Genomic DNA, 24,967 nt, shown 5'->3' with positions numbered 1-24,967 from the left:
AACCGCTACCGGTCCCAGCACATCACATAACGCACTCATTCCGTCACCGTTCGCCACATCCGGAGGCACGAAGCGCAGGGTCCGCCGGGACGGCCGTGGGCGCGGCTGACGCCGCGCCGGTCCGGTCAGAGCAGGCGGACCGGCTTCTCCGGGCGGACGCCGAGCTCCGCGAGCCAGTCACGCAGGGGCTCCGGGTCCCCGTCCTCCACCAGGCTCAGCACCCGGGGGGCCAGGTCCGCGCGCCGCTCGCCGCCCACCAGGAGGACCGGGCCGTCCAGCCAGTCCAGCCCCGGCGCGGCGTCGGCCGAGTCGACGGCCGCGGCGCACACCATCGCCGTCACGTGGTCGGCGAGCAGGTCCCGCCCGCTGCGGGGCGGCTGGAGCGGGAACAGCGGCACGGCGTCCGCCCCGCGCGCCACCGCGGCGCCCCCGGCGTCAGAACCTGCGCCGGCCCCTGCGGAGCGTTCCTCCCGGGCCAGGTCACCGCTGAGCCGGCCGGCCAGCGCTTCCGCGGCCGCGCACTCCCCGGCGGCGTCCGTGAGGTGGCGCAGCACCCGGTCCAGCGTCGGCCCCGGGCCGGCCGGAACGGCGAGCGCGTCCAGCGCCACATGGAGCCGGGCCGCCTCCGCACGCCATTTGCGGTCCACGACCTCCTCCGGATACGCCGCCCAGTCCACCGGCGACCAGTCCGGACCGGTCTCGGCCGGACCGCCGTGGAACAGCCGGGCGGCGAGCAGCGAAGCCGCCTCGTCGATCACCCCGGGCCGCTCCAGCAGATCGCAGGCGGGCCGCTCGCCGAGCCGCGAGGTGAAGTTCTCGGCCAGCCGGTCCCGCCGGGACAGCTCGGTCAGCGCGGAGACCACCCCGGCGTCGAGGCGTGCCGGCCAGCGGCCCATCCGCCACGCGGGCAGCGCGACCCGGGTCAGCAGCCGGTCCCAGCCCGCGTAGGCGAGGCCGACCTGCTCCTGGGCGACGATGCGCAGCCCGTAGTCCACACCCTGTGCGCGGTCCGAGGCGGCGGCCGCGACCCCGCGCTCCATCTCGGCGGCATCCGCCTGGCACAGCCTCAGCAGCAGCCGGGCCGGCCGGCCGATCCAGCCGAGGCCGGGCCGGCTGCCCACGTCCACCGCGGCGTCGAGGCCGCGCACGAAGCCCCGGGCGTCGGCTATGTCCGGATGCGCGGAAGGACCCGTACCGGCGACGACCGGCGCCAGGACCGCCCGCAGTTCGGCGACCCGCATCCACCACAGGAACGGCGAGCCGATCACCAGCACGGGAGCCGCGCCCGGCTCCGCCTCGCGCCCGCCCGATATGCCGCTGCGCCGGTGCGCCGCATGCGTACGGTCCTCCAGCCAGCTGTCGCAGTCCGGCGTCAGGGCTATCGCCGAGGGCGCCGGCACGTCCATCCGGTCGGCCAGATCCCGCACCATTCGGTACAGGTCGGGCGCGGCGGACTCCGGCAGCGGCACCGTCGGCGTCACGGCCGGGCTCGCCCGCAGCACCACCGCGGCGAACACCCCGCCGACGAGCAGCACCAGTACGGCGACCACGCACACGACGAGCGTCACCGCGGGCCAGGGGTCACCGGCCAGCCGGCCCGTCATCCGGGCGCTCAGCAGCACCACCGCGAGGGCGGCGGGCAGCACCCCGAGGGCCAGTGCCCGGCTGCGCACGCGCAGCACGGCCAGGGCTCTGGAACGCGCGGACGGCGCGCCCCCTTCCACGATCGAACCGGTTCCGGACACGGCCGGACCTCACCCCCTCTGCCCTGCGGCGGTTTTGCTCACTCCCCCACTGTGACACCCGCCACTGACATCGCAATGCCGGTGGGCCAAGTGCCGGAATGCTTGCGCCGCACCCTAGTTGGGGAGCGAGCGGCAGTCAGCCGGACCGGGTGACCATCACCCGATGGAATGGCTTTGGGCAAAGGTGGCTGCGTTCGAACGAGGCCGGATGCAGTCGCGCCCGGACACGCGCGCGGGCCCGGGCGCACCTGGGTGCGCACCGGGCCCGCGGGGCGGAAGTCCCGCCGCTCGGCCTGCTCAGCGGCCTTCGGCCGCCTTGGCGGCGATGTCCGTACGGTGCTGGGAGCCGTCCAGCCGGATCCGCGCGACGGCCTTATACGCCTTCTCGCGGGCCTGTGCCAGATCGGAACCGGTCGCCGTCACCGACAGCACGCGGCCGCCCGCGCTGACGACCGCCTCGCCCTCGCGCCGGGTCCCGGCGTGCAGGACGTACGCGTCGGGACCGTCCTGGGCGGCCACCTCGGCCAGGCCCTCGATCGGGTCCCCGGTGCGCGGGGTCTCCGGGTAGTTGTGGGAGGCGATGACGACCGTGACGGCCGCGTCCGCGCTCCAGCGCAGCGGCGGCTCGGTGTCCAGGGTGCCGTTGGCGGCGTGCAGCAGCACGCCCGCGAGCGGGGTGCGCAGCCGGGCCAGGACCACCTGGGTCTCGGGGTCGCCGAAGCGGGCGTTGAACTCGATGACGCGGACGCCGCGCGAGGTGATCGCGAGGCCGGCGTACAGGAGCCCGGAGAACGGGGTGCCGCGGTGGCGCAGCTCGTCCACGGTCGGCTGGAGGACGGTCTCCATGACCTCGTCGACCAGCTTCGGGTCGGCCCAGGGCAGGGGCGAGTACGCGCCCATGCCGCCGGTGTTGGGGCCCTCGTCGCCGTCGAGCGCGCGCTTGAAGTCCTGCGCGGGCTGGAGGGGCAGCACGGTGACGCCGTCGGTGATGGCGAAGAGGGAGACCTCGGGGCCGTCGAGGTACTCCTCGATGACGACGCGGTCGCAGCCGAGCGCGTGCGCGCGGGCGGCGGCCCGGTCCTCGGTGACCACGACACCCTTGCCGGCGGCGAGGCCGTCGTCCTTGACGACGTACGGGGCGCCGAAGGCGTCGAGGGCCGTGTCCACCTCTTCCGGGGTGGTGCACACGTAGCTGCGGGCGGTCGGGACGTCGGCCGCGGCCATCACGTCCTTGGCGAACGCCTTGGAGCCCTCCAGCCGCGCCGCTTCCCCGGATGGGCCGAAGACGGGGATGCCGGCGGCGCGGACGGCGTCGGAGACGCCTGCGACCAGAGGCGCCTCCGGGCCGACGACGACCAGGTCGGCTTCGAGTTCTGTGGCGAGGCGGGCCACGGCCGCGCCGTCGAGGGCGTCGACCGGGCGCAGCTCCGCCACCTCGGCGATGCCGGCGTTGCCGGGAGCGCAGTACAGCGCGTTGACGTCGGGGTCGAGGGACAGAGAGCGGCACAGGGCATGTTCGCGGGCGCCGCCGCCGATGACGAGGACCTTCACGCCCTGCAGCCTAGCCCGCGTGGCGCGATGCCTTTCGTGCGGCCACCCAATGAGACGGCCCTACTCGTTCGTGTATTCCTCTATGACGGTGGCTCCGAGCTCGCGCACGATGAGGTCGTGTCCGGTCAGGGCGCTGTCGACCAGGTCCGGATCGTCCTCCTCCGGTACGTCGTCCTCGGGCGCGACCGGCGGCGGTGCCTGCCGTACGGGGGGCTGCTGCGCGGAGCCGCCCTGCTGGGCCGGGGGCTGCGGCGGCTGGTACGGCTGCTGCTGGGCGGGGGCCGGGGCGGCGGGCGGCGGGTTGTAGGCGGGGGCGGCCGGGGCGGAGTACGAGGACGGGGCCGAGGCGGCTGCGGGCTGGCCGCCGCCTCCGCCCACCACGGCGTCGATCTTCCAGTTGACCTGGAACTGCTCGGCGAGGACCGCCTTGAGCACGTCCTCGCTGCCGCTGCTCGCGAAGTTGTCGCGGGCTCCGGGGTTGGGGAAGCCCAGCTGGAGCGTCGTCCCGTCGAAGCCGGTGACCTGGGCGTTCTGGCTGAGCAGGATCCAGGTGAAGCGGCGGCGGTTCTTGACGGCCTCCAGGATGCCGGGCCACATCGCCTGGACCTGGCCGGCGCCGGCGGCCATGCCGGGCGAGGGGGCGGCGGCGGGAACGGCGGCGGCCGCAGGGGCCGGGGCGGCCGGAGCCGGGGCGGGGGTGGCCGCAGCGGGCTGGCCCGAACCGGGCGCGGCGGCACTCGGCCAGGCACCGGCGGCGGGTGCGGCGGCAGGGGCGGGGGCGGGGGCGGCCGCAGCGGGAGCAGCCGAAGCGGCGGCAGCGGCTCCGGGCCAGGCACCGGGGGCGGCTCCGCCGCCGGGCTGCGCGGCCCCGGGCCACGCCCCGGGCGCGGCGGCGGGAGCCTGCGCGGGGGCGGGAGCCGGGGCCTGGACCGGAGCCGGAGCAGGAGCCGGAGCCTGAACGGCGGCAGCAGGAGCCGGCGCGGCTGCCGGATCCGGCGCGGTAGCCCGTACGACGCCGGCGGCGGCCCCACCGGGGCCGGCCGGGGCCATGCCGTGGGCCTCGGGCCCGGGCACGTAGCCCATGGCGGGTCCGCCGGCCGGAGCGGCGGCCATGCCCGCGGCACCGGCGCCGGGGGTGAACCCGCTCCGCTCCAGCCGGTCGAGCCGGGCCTGGAAGGACCGCTCGTCGTCGAAGGCGGCGGGCAGCAGCACCCGGGCGCAGATCAGCTCCAGCTGGAGCCGCGGCGAAGTCGCTCCGCGCATCTCGGTGAGCCCGGTGTTGACCAGGTCGGCGGCGCGGCTCAGCTCGGCGGCCCCGAACACCGACGCCTGGGCCTGCATCCGCTCGACGACATCGGCAGGGGCGTCGATGAGCCCCTTCTCCCCGGCGTCGGGCACGGCGGCCAGGATCACCAGGTCCCGCAGCCGCTCCAGCAGGTCGGCGACGAACCGGCGCGGGTCGTTGCCGCCCTCGACCACCCGCTCGACGACCTCGAAGGCGGCCGCCCCGTCTCCGGCGGCGAAGGCGTCGACGACGGAGTCGAGCAGCGATCCGTCGGTGTACCCGAGCAGGGAGGTGGCCATGGCATACGTCACACCGTCCTCACCGGCACCGGCGAGGAGCTGGTCCATGACGGACATGGAGTCACGCACGGATCCGGCGCCGGCCCGCACGACGAGCGGCAGCACGCCGTCCTCGACCTTGGCCCCCTCGCGCCCGCAGACCTCGCCCAGGTATTCGCGCAGCGTCCCGGGCGGCACGAGCCGGAACGGATAGTGGTGCGTCCGGGACCGGATGGTCCCGATGACCTTCTCCGGCTCAGTGGTCGCGAAAATAAATTTCAGATGCTCCGGAGGCTCCTCGACCACCTTCAGCAGGGCGTTGAAGCCCGCCGGGGTGACCATGTGGGCCTCGTCGATGATGTAGATCTTGTAGCGGCTGGAGGCGGGCCCGAAGAAGGCCTTCTCCCGCAGGTCACGGGCGTCGTCCACGCCACCGTGCGAGGCGGCGTCGATCTCGATGACGTCGATCGACCCCGGCCCGTTGCGCGCCAGGTCCTTGCAGGACTGGCACTCGCCGCAGGGCTCGGGAGTGGGACCCTGCTCACAGTTCAGGCACCGCGCCAGGATGCGCGCACTGGTGGTCTTGCCACAGCCTCGCGGCCCACTGAACAGGTACGCGTGATTGACCCGGTTGTTCCGCAGGGCCTGCATCAGGGGGACAGTGACATGCTCCTGCCCGATGACCTCGGCGAACGACTCGGGGCGGTAGCGGCGGTACAACGCAAGGGACGACACGTCTACGAGGTTATCCGGGTCCACCGACAAAGACGCCCCGCCGACGGCCGCGCAGGCCGCCCCGGAACGCAAAGCGCCCCCCACGCACCCGCCAGAGCCCACTTACCCTTGCTGCCTTCCGGCCCTGGGGGAGTTGGGTGAGATAGCGCCACGTGAGGGGCTGGGCCCCACCCTAGCGGATGAAAGCCCCCGGAATCGACCCCGCTCCCGCCCCGGACCCGACCGGCAACCCGCCCAGGTCGCCGCCCGGATCCCCCGCCGGCGATCACGTTCGCGAGCACCCCTCAACGTCTTGTATTGTTTGCGGCGGAGGATTCGCCTAGTGGCCTAGGGCGCACGCTTGGAAAGCGTGTTGGGGGCAACCCCTCACGAGTTCGAATCTCGTATCCTCCGCCAGTGCCTCACCGGGCACTTGAAGGCCCCGACCGGGAAACCGGCCGGGGCCTTCTGCGTTGTCGATCCCGACCCCGCCGCAACAACTGCCGGACCTCGTGCCACGCCCGAATCACCTCGGCGAGCTCCGCAAGAAGTTTCCCGACTTGCACCAGCAGGCACCTCGTAAGCTCTACGGCCACGAGGACCCCTGCCGCGATGGCGGTCCACCGCACCTGGCACCTCCTCGCCCTGTTCATCACCATGCTCGCCACACCAAAGATCGAAGTCAGCAGCTCCCGCGCCGCATTTTGTGATCTTCGGAAGAGCTCCACCGTAGATACCATGCCGGATATACTCGATGGGTCAGTTGATATCACAGGAGGTGTTCGGATGAGTCGAACAGTGATCGACCTTGACGACGAGCTGCTGGCCGACGTGGCGCAGGCGCTCGGGACGAGCACCAAGAAGGAGACGGTCAACACCGCCTTGCGTGAGGTGTTGGAGAACCGCCGGCGCGCGCTCGCGCTCACTCGGCTGCGGGCCGCCGCCGGAGAGGGCGCGTTCGATCTGGGCCTCTTCGAGGACAAGAGGAACTACCGAAGGTGAGCGCGGCGCAGTTCCTGATCGACACCAGCGCACTCGCGCGGTTCCTGCACGGCGACGCCGAACAGTACGGCTGGGATCAGGCGGCTGCGGCTGGCCTCATCGCGACCTGCCCGATCACCGAGCTGGAGTTCTTCTACAGTGCCCGATCTACCGCAGACCGTGCGCGCGGCATCGAGGACATGCGGTTGCTGTTCGGCTGGGTGCCCGTCGACGACCGGGCGTACGACCGCGCCTGGCAGGTCCAGGAGCTACTGACCCAGCGCGGGCAGCACCGCAGTGCGGGCGCGGTCGACCTCGTCGTGGCCGCCACCGCGGAACTGCAGGGGCTGACTCTCCTGCACCGCGACCACGATTTCGAGTGCATCGCGGCTGTCACCGGCCAAGCCATGCAGTGGTACGGCCCGGAGGCCGGCAAGTAAGCCCATGCCTGGTCTCAGTCTCGTGTCCTCCGCCAGTGCCTCACCAGGCACGTTGTCGAAGGGCCCCACCGCTTGCGGTGGGGCCCTTCGACGTTCCCCGTCCCGATTTTTCAGCCGAACGCCCCCGGAAGAGACGGCCTAGAGCCCCCGGCGCGGCGAACGGCGGGCGGCCGGCAGTGCCCGGCCCAGCGCGAGCACGCTCAGGCCGAACATCAGGACGCCCAGCGGTACATGGAGCGACGGTATGTGCGCGATGCCCAGCACCACCTGCACCGAGGCGAGGACCAGGAAGCCGGACGCGTACAGGATGGGGCGGGGAGTTCCGCCGCCCGGGCGCCAGGCCAGGATCGCGGCGAGCACGTACAGCATCGATGCGCCGTACATCACGCGCGCTCCGACGCCGTGCAGTGTCTCGCCGTAGGACGTGGACAGCAGCAGTCCGGCGGTGGCCGCCTGGAAGAAGACGGCCAGGGTCTGCAGGGCGATCGCGACCCGCAGGAAAGTGCGGGTGCGCCGGTCCGCGGCCGTCTGGTCCGCGGTCGTCCGGTCTGCGGTCGTCCGGTCTTCGGTCGTCTGGTCTTCGGTCGTCTGGTTCGCGGTCATCCGGGTGGCCATGGTGCGGTCCCCTCTTCTGCCTCGCGGCGGTGACTCGGTACTGTCTCGACAGTCCGACGACGTGGGCCCGCGAAATGTGAGGCGAACCAGAGGAACAGGGAGCGGTCGCTGCCGTGAGCACCTCCGAGCCGGACCCGCGCGCGATCTTCGGCGAGCGGCGCAGCCTCATCGCCCTCGCCTACCGGCTGCTCGGGTCGCTGACCGAGGCCGAAGACGCCGTACAGGAGGCCTACGCCCGCTGGTACGCGATGTCGCCGCAACAGCAGGAGGCCGTCGAGTCGCCCGGCGCCTGGCTGACGACGGTGGCCGGCCGCATCTGTCTGGATCTGCTCGGCTCCGCGCGGGTCCGCCGCGAGCGCTACGTCGGCGCGTGGATACCGGAGCCGCTGCCCGACCGTACGGAGTGGATCGACGGGCCGGCCGACCCCGCCGACCGGGTCGCCATGGACGAGTCGGTGAACATGGCCTTCCTCGTCGTACTGGAGTCGATGACACCGGCCGAACGCGTGGCGTTCGTCCTGCACGACGTCTTCCGGTACCCCTTCGCCGAGATCGCCGAGATCATCGCCCGGTCACCGGCCGCCTGCCGGCAGCTGGCGACCTCCGGCCGCCGACGCGTTCGGGCCGCACAGGCGCCCGCGACGACCACGACGGCCGGGCAGGCCGGCCTGGTGCGGCGTTTCAAGGGGGCGTGGGAAGCCCGGGACATCAAGGCCCTCGTCGGTCTCCTCGACCCCGACGCCACGATGGTCGCCGACGGCGGCGGACTGGTCGGCGCCGCGCTCCGCCCGGTCGAGGGCGGCGAGCGCATCGCCCAGTACCTGATCCACATGGCCGCCAAGGCTCCCGGGCTGACACTCCTGGAGCGGACGGTCAACGGCCGGCCGGGCCTGGTGGCCCAGTACGCCGGCACCACAGTGACCGTGGCGGCATTCGACCTCGCCGCCGACCGCATCACGCACATCTGGGCGGTCCGCAATCCGGAGAAACTCCGTGCGTGGAACGGCGACCGGGCGGACGGCGCCGCGCTCTGACCGGCGGGACACGGCCTAGCCGATCTGGCCGGCCGCCCACTGCGCCCACTCACGGCGCATGGCGTTGAAGCGCAGGCCGTACTCCAGGGCGATCTTGCCGTGGACCGACAGGGTGTCGTCGCCCCAGTCGATGGATTCGTCGAGCCGGCGCAGGCCCTCGTGCTCCTGCTCGGACAGCTCCGCCAGCTCGGTCAGGTAGCCCCGCGCCTGCTCGGGGGTGAGCACACCGAGGAAGAAGACCCTCAGCAGGATGTCGCTGCGGGTGTTGCGCTGGGGCTTGGTCTCCGTCAGCCAGTGGCGCAGTTCGGCCAGGCCCTCGTCGGTGAGGGTGTACTCCTTGCGCCCGCGCGGGCCTTCCGCCGAGACGCTGATCATTCCGGCGTCGGCGAGCTTGGCCAGCTCTGTGTACATCTGGCTCTGGGTGGCGGGCCAGACATTGGCCAGCGAGGTCTCGAAGCGCTTGAGCAGGTCGTAACCGCTGGCCGGGCGCTCTGACAGAAGTCCGAGGAGGGCGTGTCGAAGGCTCATGCCCCTCACCTTACATTCCAACCTTGACATGTCAGTACTGGAACATCTACTTTCGACATGTCAGAACAGGAACGTCAGCAGCCAAGCCGGGGGTTTCCGATGTCGTACGTACGCACCTTCCTTCCGTGGATCGTCTTCGCGGTGGTTCCGTCCGCCCAGTGGCAGTGGGGCGCGCTCGCCGGTCTCGTGGCGGCCGTCGCGGTGACCGTCGAGCAGCGCTTGGCCGGGGCCGGGTTCGACGCGCTGATCATCGAACTCGGCTCGGCGGTCTTCTTCGCGGCCCTGACGGTCATCGCCTTCACCGACCCGCACTCGGGCGTGCACGACTACTCGGCGGCCCTCTCCTCGGCCACCCTGGCCCTCATCGCCGGGGTTTCGCTGCTCGTGGGCAAGCCGTTCACCCTGGGCATCGCCAAGCGCACCACCCCGCGCGAGGTCTGGGGCCTGCGGCCGTTCATCCGGACCAACGTCGTCATCACCGCCGTGTGGACCGCGGCCTTCGCGGTCACCGCCGGCGCGCTCGCGGCCCTCGCCCACGCCGGCCACGGCCACTCGACGTCCGCCACGCTCGTCCAGGCCGCCGGGTTCGTCGTCCCCATGCTCTTCACCGTCCGCTACGCCGCCGCCGTACAGGCCAAGGCCAAGGCCGCCGGGCAGCTGTAGGGTGCGGGCGTGTCGTCGTACTCCATCGGGCAGGCCGCCGGGCTGCTGGGCGTGAGCGCCGAAACCGTCCGCCGCTGGGCCGACGGGGGGCGGCTGGCCGTGCGCCGCACGGCCGAAGGGGCGCGCTCCTTCGACGGGGTGACGCTCGCCGCCTTCGCCAAGGCGCGGGCCGGTGAGCCGCGGCCGCAGCCGCCGGCGGGCAACGGAACGGCCACCTCCGTACGGAACTCCTTCGTCGGGATCGTCACCGCGGTGCGGCTCGACGACGTGGCCGCCCAGGTGGAGATCCAGTCGGGCCCGCACCGGGTGGTGTCCGTGGTGACGCGGGAGTCGGTCGAGGAGCTCGGGATCGCGGTCGGGGTGTGCGTCACCGCCCGGGTGAAGTCGACCGAGGTGTACGTCGACGTCCCGTGAACCCGGGCCGTGAACCCCGGGCCGTGAACCCGGGCCGTGAACCCCGGGCCGTGAACCCGGGCCGTGAACCCCGGGCCGTGAACCCGGGCCGTGAACCCGGGCCGTGAACCCCGGGCCGTGAACCGCTACGTGCAGCGCAGCGCCGCGTAGAGGTCCAGTTTGTGGTCCAGGCGGGACAGATCCCGGCCCGTCAGGGACTCCACCCGCTCGATCCGGTAGTGCACCGTGTTGACGTGCAGGTGCAGGGCCTCCGCCGTGCGCGTCCAGGAGCAGTTGTTGGCCAGGAACACCTCCAGCGTCTCGCGCAGCATCCCGTCCCCGAGCGCCCCGAGCGTCCGCGCCGCGTAGACCGACCGGACCTCCTGCGGGACCCCCGACAACAGGGCGGACAGGGTGTCCAGTTGTTCCACCGCGCGGACCGGAACGCTCTCGTCCGTCGCCGTCAGGGCGAAGCGGGCCTGGTGCATCGATGCGCGTAGCGCCTCGGCGCCCGAAGCCCGCGCACCCGCGCCGAGCCGGAGATCGGCTTCCGGGCCGCCGCACGCCTGGACCAGCGGCCAGACCGGGCGGAGCCGGCCCGGGACGTCGACCGCCGCGTCCTGGTCCTCGTACAGGACCGCGACCGAGCGCCCCACCGCGTACGGGACGTCCTCCAGGTGGGCCAGCGCCTCGGCCAGGGCGTCGCCGTCCGTCGCCGTGAGCACCCGGTACGGGCCCCCCGCCGGGAGTCCGGCCGCGGCCAGTGCCTCCTCCAGGGCTCCCGGGTCCGTGGCCGGCTCCTCCGCCTCCAGCAGTACGGCCAGCTCCCGGCCGGCGGCGGCGCGCAGCGCGCCGGCGCGCCGGGCCCGGCCGTCGCGGTACTGGGCGAAGACCTCGGCGATCTCGTGGAGGACGCGCGGGGGCGCGGCGTCCGCGTCCGGCACGTGCAGCAGCCAGGCGTCGTACGGGGTGCTCTCGGACTCGATGCGCAGCGAGAGCCCCTCGCGCAGCGCTCCGCCGCCCGCCCGCTGGGCCGGGATCGCGGGCGCGGAGGGGGTACGGGCGACGGTGCGGCCGCTCGCGGTCAGCAGGTAGCAGGCGACCTTGCCCAGGTGCGCGCAGGCCCGGTCCAGCAGTTCGGCGGGTCCGGCGCCGCCTTCGAGGAGGCGGCTGAGCTCGGCGCGCACGTTCTCGGGGAGCGCGAAGAGCCGGGTCGGGCGGCGGCTGAGGTCGCCCCACTGGCGCAGGTAGACCGCCTCGGTGACCGCGCGGAAGCTGGTCTGCGCGGGCACGGCCACGAGCGGCACGCGGTGGGCTCGGCAGGCGGCCACCAGTTCGTCGGGGACCCGGCCGTGGGTCTCCTCGCCGGCGAGGAGGGCGGTGGCCCCGGCCTCGGCGAGGGCGGAGACGAATCGATCCGCCTTCACCAGGTCGCCGTCGGTCCACCACACCAGGCCGCTGAGCACGAGCTCGCCGGGGCCCAGGAAGCGGCGCGGGTCCTCCAGGTCGGTGGCGGTGACCCCGCTGACCTCCTGGCCGAGAAGGGCGTCCTCGCCCCAGAGCAGGGTGAGGCCGAGGTTGTCGGACTGGAGCAGGTCGAGGACGTGCATGCGGGGCTCCTTGCGGTGGGTGGCAGCCCACATTCGCGAGGCGAATACGAGAAACACCATCGTAAATGCAAGGGCAAGACCCCAGTCAGCCTCTTGGTTGATCCTCCAGGACGAACCGGCCGGAGTCCAGCGGTTTCCGTGTTCGGCCACAGTCGTCCCGGGCCCGTCCCCGTTGCTTCACTGACTGGAAACGCTCGGTTCCCCGGGTGTCCCGAGTGGAGGGGGTGGCTCACCTTGGATCTCAACACCGTGCTCGACGTGCGCGACGCACGCCGCCGCGAACCCTGGCGCCCCGGCGACGCCTGGCTCGGCGGCGGCACGTACCTCTTCTCCGAGCCCCAGCCCCACATCCGCCGTCTGATCGACCTCTCGCGCATGGGCTGGCCGCCCCTGTCCTGGCAGCCCGACGGCGACCTCGACATCGCCGCCACCTGCACCATCACCGAGCTGTCCCGGTTCGGCCGCTCCCTGCCGGCGACCACCGCGACCGCCGCACCGCTGATCGAGCAGTGCTGCCGGGCCTTCCTCGCCAGCTTCAAGATCTGGAACATGGCCACCGTCGGCGGGAACCTCTGCAACGGCCTCCCGGCCGGCCCGATCATCTCCCTGGCCGCGGGCCTCGACGCCACCGTCCTCCTCCAGGGCCAGGACGGCGCCACCCGCCGCCTGCCCGTCACCGACTTCATCCGCGGCGCCGGGGTCAAGGACCTGCGCGAGGGCGAGCTGCTGCGCTCCGTCCGCGTCCCGGCCCGCTCGCTGGCCTGCCGCACGGCCTTCCGACAGGCCTCCCTCTACGGGCTCGGCCGCTCCGGCGCCCTCATCATCGGCGCCCGCGACCCCCAGGACGGCTCCTTCGCCCTCACGGTCACCGCCGCCACCACCCGCCCCTTCCGCTTCTGGTTCGCGCTGCCGCCGACCGCCGCCGAGCTGCGCGAGGCGATCGACACCGCCGTCCGGCCGGACGAGTGGTTCGACGACATCCACGGACTGCCCGACTGGCGGCGCCACATGGCCCTGCTCCTGGCCGAGGAGATCCGCCGCGAACTCACGTCGGCGTCGCTGGAGGAGGAGGTTTCCCGATGAGCTACGAGATCGAGATCAACAAGGAGCGCTTCGACACCGAGCCCCGCGCCGGCCAGTGCCTGCGCACGTACCTGCGCGAGCGCGGCTGGTTCGGCGTGAAGAAGGGCTGCGACCAGGGCGACTGCGGCGCCTGCACCGTCCACGTCGACGGCCGGCCCGTGCACAGCTGTCTCTACCCGGCCGTACGCGCCGAGGGCCGCTCCGTCACCACGGTCGAGGGCCTCGCCACGCCGGGCGGCGAACTCCACCCGGCGCAGCAGCAGTTCCTCGACGCCCAGGGCTTCCAGTGCGGGTTCTGCACGGCCGGTTTCCTGATGACCACCGCCGCCCTCCAGGCCGAGCAGGGCACCGACCAGGACGACGGCAAGCTGGAGGACCTCCCGCGCGCCTTCAAGGGCAACATCTGCCGCTGTACGGGCTACCGCGCCATCGAGGACGCCGTACGCGGGGTGAAGCACACCGAAACCCCCGAACAGGGTGAGGCCGTCGGCAGGAGCCTCGGCGCCCCCGCCGGGCCCCTCGTCGTCACCGGAACCGCCCGCTACACCTTCGACGTCGAGGTGCCCGGGCTGCTCCACATGAAGCTGCTGCGCTCCCCGCACCCGCACGCCCGCATCGTCGGCATCGACACCACCGACGCCCTCCAGGTCCCGGGCGTGCACGCCGTCCTCACCCACCACGACGCCCCCGACCGGCTGTACTCGTCCGCCCGCCACGAGCACCCGACCGAGGACCCGATGGACACCCGCGTCCTGGACGACGTGGTCCGCTTCGTCGGCCAGCGCGTGGCGGCCGTCGTCGCCGACAGCGAGCAGGCCGCCGAGGAGGGCTGCCGCCGCGTGGTCGTCACGTACGAGCAGCTCCCGTACGTGATCGACCCGGAGGAGGCGATGCTTCCGGGCGCCCCCGTCATCCACCCCAAGGGCCCCGAGTCGGGGATCTTCCGCGCCGAGAACAACGTGTGCGGCGAGGTCCACAACACCCTCGGCGACATGGAGAAGGGGTACGCGCAGGCGGACGTCGTCTACGAGGAGACCTTCCAGACCCAGCGCGTGCAGCACGCCAGCCTGGAGACGCACGGCAGCGTCGCGTACTTCGAACCCAAGGAGGAGGGCGACGGCGAGCGGATCACCGTCCGCTCCTCCACCCAGGCCCCGTTCCTGACCCGGCGGGCGCTGTGCGCCCTGTACGACCTCGGTGAGGACGAGGTCCGCGTCGTCGCGGGCCGCGTGGGCGGCGGGTTCGGTGGCAAGCAGGAGATGCTCACCGAGGACATCGTGGTCCTCGCCGCCCTGAAGCTGCGGCGCCCGGTGAAACTCGAATTCACCCGGGCCGAGCAGTTCTACGGTGCCACCACCCGCCACCCCTTCAAGATCACCATCAAGATCGGCGCCAAGGCCGACGGCACCCTCACCGCGCTGCGCATCCGCGTGCTCTCCAACACCGGCGCCTACGGCAACCACGGCCCGGCGGTCATGTTCCACAGCGTCGGCGAGTCCTTCGCCGTCTACAAGGCGCCGAACAAGGAGGTGGAGGCGTACTCGGTCTACACCAACGGCGTACCGGCGGGCGCCTTCCGCGGCTACGGCCTCGGCCAGGTCCTGTTCGCCCTCGAATCGGTGATGGACGAGCTCGCCATCAAGCTCGGCATGGACCCGCTCGTCCTGCGCGAGAAGAACGTCATCGGCGCCGGCGACCACATGGTGACCCCGATCGGCCACGAGGAGGACCTGTTCATCGCCTCGTACGGGATGAAGCAGTGCATGGACGTCGTGCGCAAGGCCATCGCCGAGGACCGTAGCCACGAGGACGTGCCGGAGGGCTGGCTCACCGGCACCGGATCGGCCGTCGCCATGATCGCGACCGGCCCGCCGGGCGGCCACTTCGCCGACGCCCGGGTCAGCCTGCTCCGCGACGGCACGTACGACATCGCCGTCGGCACGGCGGAGTTCGGCAACGGCACCACCACCGTCCACAAGCAGATCACGGCCGGCGCGCTGAACACGACGGTGGACCGGATCGCGGTCCGCCAGTCCGACACGGACGTGGTCCGCCACGACACCGGCGCGTTCGGCTCGGCCGGCACGGTGGTCGCGGGCAAGGCGGTGATGCTGGCGGCGAACTCGCTCGCGGAGCGGCTCCAGACCTTCGCGGCCCGTCACACGGGCGTGGCCCGCCACCTGTGCAAGCTGTCGGCCGAGTCCTTCGACTGCGCGGGCCGGACCGTCACGCTCAAGGAGCTGTACGAGGCCGCGTACGACAAGGGCAAGCTCGACGAGATGGCCGCGGACGGCCACTGGGGCGGCTCCCCCCGCTCGGTGGCCTTCAACGCGCAGTGGTTCCGCCTCGCCGTGGACCCGGACACGGGAGAGATGAAGATCCTCCGGTCCGTCCACGCGGCCGACGCGGGCAAGGTCATGAACCCGATGCAGTGCCGCGGCCAGGTGGAGGGCGGCGTGGCCCAGGCGCTGGGCGCGACGCTGTTCGAGACCGTACGGGTGGACGAGCGCGGGGAGGTGACCACGGCCGCGTTCCGCCGCTACCGGCTCCCGCAGTACGCGGACGTCCCGCGTACGGAGGTGCACTTCATGGAGACCTCGGACGCGATCGGCCCGCTGGGCGCGAAGTCGATGAGCGAGAGCCCCTTCAACCCGGTGGCCCCGGCGTTCGCGAACGCGCTGCGGGACGCGACCGGGGTGCGGTTCACGGAGATGCCGGTGACACGCGACATCGTCTGGCGGAAGGTGAACCAGAGATTGCAGGACCTGCAAGGGCAGAACACACGATGAAGCCACATCTGCGGGTTGTATCAAGCCATCAACCTTGCAGATGAGGTTCCGGAATGACGGGCCCCGGGCAGAATCTGCACATGGCCAAACTCATGCTGCACGGAGATCTGGACCACCCGGCGACCCTGAGCGTCGCGGACCTGCGGGACTGGGTACAGCACCGGGCCGAGGTCACCTTCGACTGCGCGACGAACGGTCCGCAGCACCATGTGTTCGAAGGCGCGCTGCTGCGCGACGTGGTCGCGGGCGCCGGGCCGTCCTTCGACGCGCGCCGGCGCAAGGACCGCGGCCGCTTCCTGCTGGCGATCAGCGGCGGGGACGGGCACCACACCGTCCTGTCCTGGGCCGAGCTCGACGCGGACTTCGGCGACAGCCCGGTGCTGCTGGCGACCCGCCTCGACGGGGAGGACCTCGACGAGGCGGGCGCGCAGCTGGTGGTTCCGTCGGACCGGTGCGGGGCGCGCTACGTCAGCGCCGTCACGCACGTGTGGTTCGGCTCGCTGTCACCGCCGAACCTCGGCCTGTGAGAGCGGGCTCAGGCGGTCGCGAGCGAGATCTCGGTGGACTTGATCAGCGCGACGACGGAGGATCCGGCGGCCAGGCCGAGCTCCTCGACGGCGTCCTTGGTGATGGCGGCGGTCAGCCCGCCGCCGTTCACGTCCACCTTGACGGAGGCCATGGCACCACCGGTGGCGATGTCGGAGACGGTGCCGGCCAGCTGGTTGCGGATGCTGATGCCCTCGACGGCGCCGGTGGCCAGCGCCACCTCCGTGGCCTTGACGAGCGCCTTGACCGAGGACCCCTCGGCGATGCCGAGGTCCTTGACGGCGTCGGTGGTGATGGCGGCGGTGATGTCCTGCCCGCCTTCCAGACGGACCTTGACCGTGGCCATGGCCTCCCCGGTGGTGACGGCGGTGACGGTACCGGCGATCTGGTTGCGGATGCTCAGGCTCATGGGGTTGCTCGACCTCTTCGGTAGGGACCTCGCACGATCCGGGGGGAACCGCACAAGATCGACCGTAATCACCCCGGCGCCGACCTGCATTCGACCCATCGCATCCGCCAGCCGGAACCACCCGTGCGGCTCGCCTCTGCGGTTTCGTGTGTCAGGCGTGCTGCGGCACCTCGGGCTTCAGCATGCCTCGCAGCGCGTCGCGGAACTCCTGAGTGTCCTCTTCACCGTGTACGGCGACCCCGTGCTGGACGGCCGCCCCCATGACTTCGTCTTCCTCACCCGTGATCGTCAGGGTGCACCCGATCTCGCTGGGGTACTCCCTACAGTCCATGACCTTGCGCATGACGCGCCTCCTGGTATGGCGAAGGTTCACTCCCCACGATCCTCCGAATGCCCCGGGGGCGAAAGTCCTAGCCCTGGCGCGCGTACGAAACGAAGCCGGCCCAGGCCTGCGGCGCAAGCGCGAGCTGGGGCCCGTCGAGGACCTTGGAGTCCCGGACCCGCACGGCTTCGGGACAGGCGGCCACCTCGACGCAGGAGTCGCCCTCGGATCCACTGCTGTAGCTGCTCTTGACCCACGCCACCTCGACGCAGTCGTTGATGTCGCTGCTGCTGCTGTAACTGCTCTTGAACTACCGTCACTGTCCACGCCCATGCGCACCCACCTCCTCAACGCGCCTTACCCGTCACTCACGTTGAGGCAGTCTCGACAGCTTTGGACAAAGTCGTGGACATATGTGCGGGCCGCTCGCGCCACCGGGACGCGCCCGGGCGCGTCCCGGCGCGTCACGACGCTTTTCTTTGAAAGAACCAAGAGAAAGAACTCCTGCCCTGCCCCTCCAGCCTCCCCGGAGCGCCGCTCACTCACACGGGTGAACCGTCCCAACTCGGCTGGATTTCATGCCGGTTGCCTGGCATATGCTCGCCGCGACAACTCCAGACACAGGACGGCCCCCGCCGGGACTCGCAATCCCGACGAGGGCCTGACCACGAGAAGGAACCAGCTTCCCAATGGCTTTCCAGCACTCTAACGCGCCCTCGCGCGGCGCGTACGGCGTTCAACACGCCAACGTCCGGCAGACCCGCAATTTCACGGTCGTCAGCAACGACCTGATCCGGCACCCGCACCTGTCGATGACCGCGCGGGCCCTCGCCTCGTACATCCAGTCGGTGCCCCGTGGCACCCCGGTCGGCATCAAAGCCCTGGCCAAGCAGCTGCCCCTCGGGGAGAAGGCGATCGGCAAGGCGCTGGGCGAGCTGGAGGCGTACGGGTACCTGCGGCGGCTCCAGGAGAAGCTCCCGGACGGGCGGATCGTCACCCGGACGGTGTTCTGCAACGAGCCGAAGGCCGTCACCCGACCCGAGCGAAACCCCGCCCCGGAACCGGAACCTGCCCCGGAGCCCGAACCTGTCCCGGCGCCCGCCCCTGAGCCCGAACCGGCCCCGCCGCCGCAACCCCCGGCGGCCCTCCCGGCGCCCCGCAACCCCGACAACCCGGCCCGCCGACAGCTGGCCGAGGAGCTCCTGGCGGAACTCCGCCGGGTCGATCCCCGCCTGCTCCTCGGCACCCGGGACGTCCAACGCCTCGCGGGCGGCGTCGAGGCCTGGCTGGAGCGCGGCGCCACCCATCAAGCGGTGATCAGCGCCCTGACGGCGAACCTCCCCGACCCGCCCCGCAACCCGGCGGGCCTCATCGCCCACCGCCTGGCAACCCAGCTCCCACCCCTCCTGGCACCCATCCGGCGCGGCCCTGCATTCGTCCCGCCGGACCCCTTCCAGACCTGCGAGAAATGCGACCGCGCCTTCCGCGCCCCAACTCCCGGCACCTGCAAGGGCTGCACCCCCACATGACGGCGTAGGGGCGGGGCCACCCGTCGGGTGACCCCGCCCCGCCCGGAGGCGGCGGCTATGCGTCCGACATCTGCGGCATCTCGCCCGTCGTCTTCGACATGTCGATGACGGCGAACGCGGCGCCCTGCTGGTCCGTCACCGCCGCGAAGCGGCCGAAGGGGCTGTCCATCGGGCCGAAGTGGAGCTTGCCGCCGTGCTTCTTGGCCTTGGCCACGGCCTCGTCGCAGTCCGGGACCGAGAAGTAGACCTGGATGTACGGGGGGATCTCGGGCGGGAACTCGTCGCCCATGCTCATCCGGCCGAGGACCGGGTTCTCGCTGCCGGTGACGCTGAAGATCTTGAAGTCCATCCCGGCCGCCTCCGGGTCGTCGCCGGGCTCCATCTTCTGGGCGGAGTACGGGAAGACCTTCGGGAGGAACCCGTCCGCCTTGGCCGGGTCGCGGGTGAAGACCTCGGCCCAGGCGTACGCGCCCGGCTCGCCGATCTTCTCGAAGCCCTTGTGCTCGCCCGGCTGCCAGACGCCGAAGACCGCGCCGCTCGGCTCCTTGGCGATCGCCATCGTGCCGAACGTGCCGACCTGCATCGGCTCCATCATCAGCTCGCCGCCGGCCGACTTGATCTTCTTGGCGGTGGCCGCCGCGTCGGGCGAGGCGAAGTACAGACACCACTGCGACGGGGCATCTGCGCCCGGCATCGGCGGGACTACGGCCGCCACCGCCTTGCCGTCGGAGTAGGCCTGCGTGTAGTTGCCGTACTCACTGGACGCCTCGCCGAAGGTCCAGCCCAGCACGTCGGAGTAGAAGGTCTTCGCGCCCTCCACGTCCTTGAACATCGCGTCCACCCAGCACGGAGCGCCTTCCGGGAACTCAGCCATGATCGATCGACTCCTGTGTCGTTTCGTCGGTTTTGCGCGGTTCTCACGCTAGGGCCGCGGTGCGGCGACCGCGCGGGGAACGCGGCCACGCGGGAGGCTGGAGCCATGGACATCACGATGCGGCTGGCCCAGCAGCCGGAGGCCGACGAGCTCCTCGGCCGCAGCCCGCTCGCCGCGCTCGTCGGCATGCTGCTCGACCAGCAGGTGCCGATGGAATGGGCGTTCTCGGGCCCGTACACGATCGCCCAGCGGATGGGGGCCGACGATCTGGACGCCCACGCCATCGCCGCCCAGGACCCCGACTCCTTCGCCGCGCTGCTCTCCGAGAAGCCGGCCGTGCACCGCTACCCCGGGTCGATGGCGAAGCGGGTGCAGCAGCTGTGCGCGTACCTGGTGGAGCACTACGACGGGGACGCGGAGGCCATCTGGCGCGACGTGCGGACCGGGGACGAGTTGCTGAAGCGGCTCAAGGAACTGCCCGGGTTCGGCGAGCAGAAGGCCCAGATCTTCCTGGCGCTGCTGGGCAAGCAGCTCGGCGTACGGCCCAAGGGCTGGCGCGAGGCGGCAGGCGGCTACGGCCCGGCGAACGTCTACCGCTCGGCGGCGGACATCACCGGGCCGGAGTCCCTGGCGAAGGTGCGGGCGCACAAACAGGAGATGAAGGCCGCCGCCAAGGCCGCCAAGGCGGAGAAGGGCGGCTAGGCGGCTAGCCCGCTGGCCGGCTAGAGCGAGGCCGGGGCCGGTTCCGGGGACGGGCGCTTGCGGAGCGCCGACGCGTAGACCTCGTCCGCGTCGAGGCGGCGCAGCTCCTCCGAGATCAGCTCGGCCTTGCTGCGGATCTTCAGGGCCACCTTGCGGTCGGGGCTGCCCGGCAGCATCAGCGTGGCCAGCGCCCCGTCGGGGCGGTCCACCGTGATCTCGCCCGCCGCGGTCGCCAACCGGACCCGGGTGATCACGGGCCCGTCCGTGGTGATCCGCTCCACCGGCACCCCGAGCCGGTCGTGCAGCCAGCGCGCCAGCAGCTCGGCGCTCGGGTTGTCGGCCTCGCTCTCCACCGCCGCGCCCGTCACCGGCAGCGGCTTCTGGTCCATCGCGGCGGCCAGCAGCGCCCGCCACGGCGTCAGCCGGGTCCACGCGAGGTCGGTGTCCCCGGGGGCGTACGTGGCGGCCTGCCGGTCCAGTACCGCCACCGGGTCGGCGACGGCCTCCGCGTCCGTGATCCGGCGCTGCGCGAGCGCGCCGAGGGGATCGCGCGCCGGGTCGGCGGGGGCGTCGGCCGGCCACCACACCACCACCGGCGCGTCCGGCACCAGCAGCGGGAGGACCACGGAGCCCGCCTGTTCGGTGAGCGCCCCGTGCAGGCGCAGCAGCACGATCTCCCCGGTCCCGGCGTCCGATCCGACCCGCAGCTCGGCGTCCAGCCGGTTCTGGCGGAGCTTGTGCGAGCCGCGCGAGGTGCGCTTGATCACCACGATGATGCGGCAGGGGTGTTCGCGCGAGGCCTCCGAGGCCGCGCGGACGGCGTCGTACGCGTTCTCCTCGTCGGTGGCGATGACGAGCGTCAGCACCAGGCCCATCGTGGGGCTGCCGATGGCCCGGCGGGCATCGAGCAGGGCCCGGTCGATCTTGCTGGACGTGGTGTCGGTGAGTTCGGTCCGCATGGGGCGAAGTCTGTCAGCGCCGGAGCCTCCGGCGGCACCCCGGCGGCGGATCCGGCCGCCGGAATCCGTCACGTACGCCGGACAGCGGCACGCCGGAGGCGGCCTCGACCCTCACCTGCGCCGCTTCGCCGTCCCGAAGAGCGACCGCGAGATCTCCCGCCCCAACTGGGTCCCGACCGACCGGGCCAGCGAGCGGAACAGCCCGCTCCCCACCACCTGCTGAGCGAGCGACGGATCCGGCTTCGGGGCGCTGCGCGCCGTCTTCGCGGCCTCCTTGGCCTGCTTCTCGGCCGCCGCCCCGGCCGCGGCCGCCTCCGCCGCCGCCTCGGCCGCAGCCTGCTCGGCGCTGATCTTCTCGTACGCCGACTCGCGGTCGACCGGCTCCGCGTACCGCGCATAGAGGAGCGAGGACTTCACCGCCGCGTCGAGGGCGGCCGCGTCGATCGGGCCCATCAGCGACTGCGGGGCGCGCAGCCGGGTGGCCGCCACCGGGGTCGGGGCGCCCTTCTCGCTGAGTACGGTGATCACCGCCTCGCCCGTGCCGAGCTGGGTCAGCAGCTCCTCCAGGTCGTACGGGGAGTTCGGGAAGGTCTTCACGGTGGCCTTCAGCGCCTTCGCGTCGTCCGGGGTGAAGGCGCGCAGCGCGTGCTGCACCCGGTTGCCGAGCTGCGCGAGCACGTCCGCCGGCACGTCCTTGGGGGTCTGCGTCACGAAGAAGACGCCGATGCCCTTAGAGCGGATCAGCCGCACGGTCTGGGTGATGGACTCCAGGAAGGCCTTCGAGGCGCCGTTGAACAGCAGGTGGGCCTCGTCGAAGAAGAAGACGAGCTTCGGCCGCTCCAGGTCCCCGACTTCCGGCAGGTCGCCGTAGAGGTCGGCCAGCAGCCACATCAGGAAGGTGGAGAAGAGCTGCGGCTTGTCCTGGACCGCAGGGAGTTCCAGTACGGAGACCAGCCCGCGCCCGTCGGCCGCCGTCCGCAGGAATTCGCCGGTGTCGAATTCCGGCTCGCCGAAGAACTCGGAGGCGCCCTGCTGCTCGAAGGCGGTCAGGGCGCGCAGGATCACCCCCGCCGTCACCGTGGACAGCCCGCCGATGCCCTTGAGCTCGACTTTCCCCTGGTCGGAGACGAGGAAGGCGACGACCGCCCGCAGGTCCTTGAGGTCGATCAGCTCCAGTCCCTTGGTGTCGGCGTAGTGGAAGATCAGGCCGAGGGACTGCTCCTGGGTCTGGTTGAGCTGGAGCACCTTCGACATGAGCACCGGGCCGAAAGCAGTCACGGTGGCCCGTACCGGAATGCCCGGTCCGATCCCGCCCAGCGAATAGAACTCGCTCGGGAATCCGGTCCCCTCCCACTGCTGGGCGACTTCCTTCGCCCGTTCCCCGACCTTCTCGTTGGCCGTGCCCGGCACCGAGATCCCGGACACGTCCCCCTTGATGTCGGCGAGGAACACCGGGACACCGCCCGCCGACAGCTGCTCGGCGATGAGCTGGAGGGTCTTCGTCTTGCCGGTGCCAGTGGCGCCCGCGACCAGGCCGTGGCGGTTGAGCATCGACAGCGGGATGCGGATCTGCCGCTCGGGCAGACAGGTGCCGTCCCAGAGCAGGGCACCCAGTTCGAGCGCGGGTCCGGTGAAGGCGTACCCGGCGGCGATCTGGTCGGCCGGGGACGCGGGGTCGGTGCTCTCGCTCATACATCACTCCCGAAATAGCCCTACATGTCACTTTTGCACCGGCTTGGCAAGGCTGCGCCCGCAGGCACCGGCCCGGTAGGCTTTCCGTGTGATCTTCAAGCGCATCGGAAACGGGCGGCCGTACCCCGACCACGGCAGGGAAACCACCCGGCAGTGGGCGGATGTCGCCCCGCGCCCGGTCCGGCTCGACCAGTTGGTGACGACCAAGGGGCAGCTGGACCTCGAAACGCTGCTCGCCGAGGACTCGACGTTCTACGGGGACCTCTTCGCCCACGTCGTGAAGTGGCAGGGCGACCTGTACCTGGAGGACGGGCTGCACCGCGCCGTGCGCGCGGCCCTGCAGCAGCGCCAGGTGCTGCACGCGCGCGTCCTCGAAATGGACTACTGAGCCGGGGAACGGCCGGGAACAGCCGGGAACGGCCGGGAACGGCCGGGGGGCAGGCCGGGGATCAGCCGGGACACGCCGTAGACGGACGTGCGAACGGCTCCCGCCGACTCCCGCTCGGGCTCTAACTTGGGCTTCCGGTTCGTCAGAATTGCGCCTTTCGGGTCGGTCTTGCCCTATCAACAGATCATTTGGTGGGCATCGCAGGCGGGCGGTATTACGCTGCGCCCATGAGCATGCTCACTCCCCCCGGCATGGGCGGAAAGTACCGCGTCACGGGAGCGGCCTACCCCCGCATGAGGCGACCGCGGCGACGCCGCAGGATCGTCTTCACCGTGCTCGGAGCAGTCCTCGGTCTCGCCCTGCTCGGCTATGGATCCGTGCAGCTCATGAACGTGTTCCGCGGTGAGGGCGGCAGCGGCAAACACCAGGCCGCCGCGGGCAAGGACTGCGCCACCCCGAAGCCCAGGGCGGGCGCCGCGGCAGCCGCCAGCCCCGCCGCCGCCAAGCCGGCCGTGGCCCTGCCCCAGCCCGGCGAGATCACGGTCAACGTCTACAACGCGACCCCGCGCGCCGGGCTCGCCAAGGCGGTCGGCGACGAGCTGAAGAAGCGCGGCTTCACGGTCGGCAAGGTCGGCAACGCGCCCGCCGACTTCGACAAGAAGGTCCCCGGTACGGGGATACTGCTCGGCTCGCCCAAGACCGACAAGGCGGCCTTCTCCGTACTGGGCACCCAGCTCGAAGGCGATACGCAGCAGACCGACGCCCGCGAGGGCGCGGACATCGACCTGATCCTCGGCGACGCCTTCAAGGAGCTCAGTCCGAAGGAGGCGGCGGACAAGGAGCTGTACCTGCTGGCCAACCCGCAGCCCGCGCCCGCCAAGACCTGCTGAAGCCGAACGCGAAACAGCCGGCCGCCTCGGAAAGAGGCGGCCGGCTGTTCGATGCCGGCGTCAGCGCCGGCGGCGGCTCCTACTCGGCCGAGCCGTACATGCGGTCGCCCGCGTCGCCCAGGCCCGGAACGATGTAGCCGTGCTCGTTGAGCCGCTCGTCCACCGCGGCCGTCACGACCGTCACCGGGGTACCCGCGAGATCGCGCTCCATGACCTCGACGCCCTCGGGCGCGGCCAGCAGCACCACGGCGGTGACGTCGTCGGCCCCGCGCTTGATCAGTTCCTGGATCGCCGCGACGAGCGTGCCGCCGGTGGCGAGCATCGGGTCGACGACGTAGACCTGCCGCCCGGAGAGGTCCTCCGGCATGCGCGTCGCGTACGTGGAGGCCTCCAGGGTCTCCTCGTTGCGGACCATGCCCATGAAGCCCACCTCGGCGGTCGGCAGCAGCCGCATCATGCCGTCCAGCATGCCGAGGCCGGCGCGCAGGATCGGCACGACCAGCGGGCGCGGGTAGGAGAGCTTCACGCCGGTGGTCGGGCCGACGGGCGTGACGATGTCGGCCTGCTCGGTGCGCACGTCGCGGGTGGCCTCGTACGCGAGGAGGGTCACCAGCTCGTCGGCGAGCCGACGGAAGGTGGGGGAGTCGGTGCGCTTGTCGCGCAGGGTGGTCAGTTTGTGCGCCACCAAGGGGTGATCGACGACCTGCAAACGCACAACATCCTCCAAGGCTCAGCTGCCGGGTTTCGACCTGCGACCTGCAAAAACGGCCGCACTTTTTCGCGACCCACGGTCAAAAGGCTACGCGGTGCGCGCACCCCCGTGCGTCCGAACCGGCAGCCGCGCCCGCGGATCCGCCCCGGATCCGCTCCGGCTGCCCTGCGGTTGTGCTGCGGTTGTGCTGCGGTGCCCGGCGGATGTCCTGCGGATGCGACCCGCCCGGGCGCCC

Annotated in this window: 25 protein-coding genes, 1 tRNA gene and 1 other RNA gene; 13 read left to right on the top strand and 14 right to left on the bottom strand. The window is 71.9% G+C overall.

Features of this window, described 5'->3' with window-relative positions:
• Window positions 1–125: 125 nt before the first annotated feature.
• From ACIQU4_RS34625 to ffs, 4 genes are all read right to left on the bottom strand, one after another.
• Window positions 126–1,745, bottom strand: a complete 1,620-nt coding sequence (locus ACIQU4_RS34625; protein WP_403739361.1) for a hypothetical protein — start codon at window positions 1,743–1,745, stop codon at window positions 126–128.
• Between the two features lie 297 nt (window positions 1,746–2,042).
• A complete protein-coding gene (gene purD, locus ACIQU4_RS34620) occupies window positions 2,043–3,296 on the bottom strand; it encodes a phosphoribosylamine--glycine ligase (protein ID WP_403739358.1) in 1,254 nt (417 codons plus the stop codon).
• 60 nt (window positions 3,297–3,356) lie between these two features.
• The gene (locus ACIQU4_RS34615; protein WP_403739356.1) at window positions 3,357–5,594 is read right to left on the bottom strand and encodes a DNA polymerase III subunit gamma and tau; all 2,238 of its coding nucleotides are present in this window, start codon (window positions 5,592–5,594) and stop codon (window positions 3,357–3,359) included.
• Window positions 5,595–5,660: 66 nt separating this feature from the next.
• Window positions 5,661–5,759: signal recognition particle sRNA small type (gene ffs / locus ACIQU4_RS34610), an RNA gene on the bottom strand.
• A 143-nt stretch (window positions 5,760–5,902) separates the two neighbouring features.
• On the opposite strand from ffs, the gene ACIQU4_RS34605 reads away from it, so the two are divergent.
• The 3 genes from ACIQU4_RS34605 to ACIQU4_RS34595 all read left to right on the top strand — a co-directional run bounded on the left by ACIQU4_RS34605 (window position 5,903) and on the right by ACIQU4_RS34595 (window position 6,994).
• Window positions 5,903–5,990 (top strand) — tRNA-Ser (locus ACIQU4_RS34605).
• Between the two features lie 369 nt (window positions 5,991–6,359).
• Window positions 6,360–6,575 (top strand): type II toxin-antitoxin system VapB family antitoxin, encoded by a 216-nt coding sequence (locus ACIQU4_RS34600; RefSeq protein WP_361939748.1) that lies wholly within the window; start codon window positions 6,360–6,362, stop codon window positions 6,573–6,575.
• A complete protein-coding gene (locus ACIQU4_RS34595; RefSeq protein ID WP_403739354.1) occupies window positions 6,572–6,994 on the top strand; it encodes a PIN domain nuclease in 423 nt (140 codons plus the stop codon). The genes ACIQU4_RS34600 and ACIQU4_RS34595 overlap by 4 nt, the downstream gene beginning before the upstream one ends.
• A 138-nt stretch (window positions 6,995–7,132) precedes the next feature.
• Here the strand turns inward: ACIQU4_RS34595 and ACIQU4_RS34590 are convergent, their stop codons facing one another.
• Window positions 7,133–7,597, bottom strand: a complete 465-nt coding sequence (locus ACIQU4_RS34590; protein ID WP_403739352.1) for a hypothetical protein — start codon at window positions 7,595–7,597, stop codon at window positions 7,133–7,135.
• Between the two features lie 125 nt (window positions 7,598–7,722).
• Between ACIQU4_RS34590 and sigJ the strand changes: the two genes are divergently transcribed.
• Complete coding sequence (sigJ, locus tag ACIQU4_RS34585; protein ID WP_403739349.1) at window positions 7,723–8,643, top strand: RNA polymerase sigma factor SigJ; 921 nt, start codon at window positions 7,723–7,725, stop codon at window positions 8,641–8,643.
• Window positions 8,644–8,658: 15 nt separating this feature from the next.
• On the opposite strand, the gene ACIQU4_RS34580 is transcribed toward sigJ, so the two are convergent.
• Complete coding sequence (locus ACIQU4_RS34580) at window positions 8,659–9,171, bottom strand: PadR family transcriptional regulator (protein ID WP_403739347.1); 513 nt, start codon at window positions 9,169–9,171, stop codon at window positions 8,659–8,661.
• A gap of 99 nt (window positions 9,172–9,270) precedes the next feature.
• Between ACIQU4_RS34580 and ACIQU4_RS34575 the strand changes: the two genes are divergently transcribed.
• Together ACIQU4_RS34575 and ACIQU4_RS34570 are read left to right on the top strand one after the other, a co-directional pair.
• Window positions 9,271–9,834 (top strand): hypothetical protein, encoded by a 564-nt coding sequence (locus ACIQU4_RS34575; RefSeq protein ID WP_403739344.1) that lies wholly within the window; start codon window positions 9,271–9,273, stop codon window positions 9,832–9,834.
• A gap of 9 nt (window positions 9,835–9,843) precedes the next feature.
• Window positions 9,844–10,248 (top strand): molybdopterin-binding protein, encoded by a 405-nt coding sequence (locus ACIQU4_RS34570; RefSeq protein ID WP_403739341.1) that lies wholly within the window; start codon window positions 9,844–9,846, stop codon window positions 10,246–10,248.
• Between the two features lie 125 nt (window positions 10,249–10,373).
• Here the strand turns inward: ACIQU4_RS34570 and ACIQU4_RS34565 are convergent, their stop codons facing one another.
• Window positions 10,374–11,837, bottom strand: coding sequence for a PucR family transcriptional regulator (locus ACIQU4_RS34565; protein WP_403739339.1), 1,464 nt, complete (start codon window positions 11,835–11,837; stop codon window positions 10,374–10,376).
• 234 nt (window positions 11,838–12,071) lie between these two features.
• Here ACIQU4_RS34565 and ACIQU4_RS34560 point away from each other — a divergent pair, with 234 nt between their 5' ends.
• The 3 genes from ACIQU4_RS34560 (at window position 12,072) to ACIQU4_RS34550 (ending at window position 16,236) form a co-directional block, all read left to right on the top strand.
• Window positions 12,072–12,920, top strand: a complete 849-nt coding sequence (locus ACIQU4_RS34560) for an FAD binding domain-containing protein (protein WP_403739337.1) — start codon at window positions 12,072–12,074, stop codon at window positions 12,918–12,920.
• Entirely contained in the window at window positions 12,917–15,709 is a 2,793-nt protein-coding gene (locus tag ACIQU4_RS34555) for a molybdopterin-dependent oxidoreductase (protein WP_403739334.1), read from the top strand. The genes ACIQU4_RS34560 and ACIQU4_RS34555 overlap by 4 nt, the downstream gene beginning before the upstream one ends.
• Before the next feature lie 80 nt (window positions 15,710–15,789).
• Window positions 15,790–16,236 (top strand): molybdopterin-dependent oxidoreductase, encoded by a 447-nt coding sequence (locus ACIQU4_RS34550; protein ID WP_403739332.1) that lies wholly within the window; start codon window positions 15,790–15,792, stop codon window positions 16,234–16,236.
• An 8-nt stretch (window positions 16,237–16,244) separates the two neighbouring features.
• Here ACIQU4_RS34550 and ACIQU4_RS34545 read toward each other — a convergent pair whose 3' ends face one another.
• The 3 genes from ACIQU4_RS34545 to ACIQU4_RS34535 form a co-directional block, all read right to left on the bottom strand.
• Entirely contained in the window at window positions 16,245–16,664 is a 420-nt protein-coding gene (locus ACIQU4_RS34545; RefSeq protein WP_030857941.1) for a molybdopterin-binding protein, read from the bottom strand.
• A gap of 151 nt (window positions 16,665–16,815) precedes the next feature.
• Window positions 16,816–17,007, bottom strand: a complete 192-nt coding sequence (locus tag ACIQU4_RS34540; RefSeq protein WP_030160209.1) for a DUF1059 domain-containing protein — start codon at window positions 17,005–17,007, stop codon at window positions 16,816–16,818.
• Between the two features lie 67 nt (window positions 17,008–17,074).
• Window positions 17,075–17,248, bottom strand: a complete 174-nt coding sequence (locus ACIQU4_RS34535) for a DUF397 domain-containing protein (protein ID WP_403739329.1) — start codon at window positions 17,246–17,248, stop codon at window positions 17,075–17,077.
• Window positions 17,249–17,675: 427 nt separating this feature from the next.
• On the opposite strand from ACIQU4_RS34535, the gene ACIQU4_RS34530 reads away from it, so the two are divergent.
• Entirely contained in the window at window positions 17,676–18,515 is an 840-nt protein-coding gene (locus ACIQU4_RS34530; RefSeq protein WP_403739327.1) for a helix-turn-helix domain-containing protein, read from the top strand.
• Window positions 18,516–18,570: 55 nt separating this feature from the next.
• On the opposite strand, the gene ACIQU4_RS34525 is transcribed toward ACIQU4_RS34530, so the two are convergent.
• Complete coding sequence (locus tag ACIQU4_RS34525; protein WP_403739324.1) at window positions 18,571–19,389, bottom strand: VOC family protein; 819 nt, start codon at window positions 19,387–19,389, stop codon at window positions 18,571–18,573.
• 105 nt (window positions 19,390–19,494) lie between these two features.
• Between ACIQU4_RS34525 and ACIQU4_RS34520 the strand changes: the two genes are divergently transcribed.
• Window positions 19,495–20,091, top strand: coding sequence for an HhH-GPD-type base excision DNA repair protein (locus ACIQU4_RS34520; protein WP_403739321.1), 597 nt, complete (start codon window positions 19,495–19,497; stop codon window positions 20,089–20,091).
• 20 nt (window positions 20,092–20,111) lie between these two features.
• On the opposite strand, the gene opcA is transcribed toward ACIQU4_RS34520, so the two are convergent.
• Together opcA and ACIQU4_RS34510 are read right to left on the bottom strand one after the other, a co-directional pair.
• Entirely contained in the window at window positions 20,112–21,050 is a 939-nt protein-coding gene (gene opcA / locus ACIQU4_RS34515) for a glucose-6-phosphate dehydrogenase assembly protein OpcA (protein WP_403739318.1), read from the bottom strand.
• A 111-nt stretch (window positions 21,051–21,161) separates the two neighbouring features.
• The gene (locus ACIQU4_RS34510; RefSeq protein WP_403739315.1) at window positions 21,162–22,742 is read right to left on the bottom strand and encodes a helicase HerA-like domain-containing protein; all 1,581 of its coding nucleotides are present in this window, start codon (window positions 22,740–22,742) and stop codon (window positions 21,162–21,164) included.
• A gap of 88 nt (window positions 22,743–22,830) precedes the next feature.
• Here ACIQU4_RS34510 and ACIQU4_RS34505 point away from each other — a divergent pair, with 88 nt between their 5' ends.
• Complete coding sequence (locus ACIQU4_RS34505; protein ID WP_030160221.1) at window positions 22,831–23,130, top strand: type II toxin-antitoxin system VapB family antitoxin; 300 nt, start codon at window positions 22,831–22,833, stop codon at window positions 23,128–23,130.
• Window positions 23,131–23,357: 227 nt separating this feature from the next.
• The gene (locus ACIQU4_RS34500; RefSeq protein WP_403739310.1) at window positions 23,358–24,020 is read left to right on the top strand and encodes a LytR C-terminal domain-containing protein; all 663 of its coding nucleotides are present in this window, start codon (window positions 23,358–23,360) and stop codon (window positions 24,018–24,020) included.
• Between the two features lie 79 nt (window positions 24,021–24,099).
• Here ACIQU4_RS34500 and upp read toward each other — a convergent pair whose 3' ends face one another.
• A complete protein-coding gene (upp, locus tag ACIQU4_RS34495; protein WP_403739308.1) occupies window positions 24,100–24,735 on the bottom strand; it encodes a uracil phosphoribosyltransferase in 636 nt (211 codons plus the stop codon).
• Between the last annotated feature and the right edge of the window lie 232 nt (window positions 24,736–24,967).

Source organism: Streptomyces sp. NPDC090741 (genome assembly GCF_044769045.1).
Taxonomy (GTDB): Bacteria; Actinomycetota; Actinomycetes; order Streptomycetales; family Streptomycetaceae; genus Streptomyces.
The sequence above is the reverse complement of the archived record's forward strand: the minus strand, read 5'-3'. Positions and strand labels throughout refer to the sequence as shown.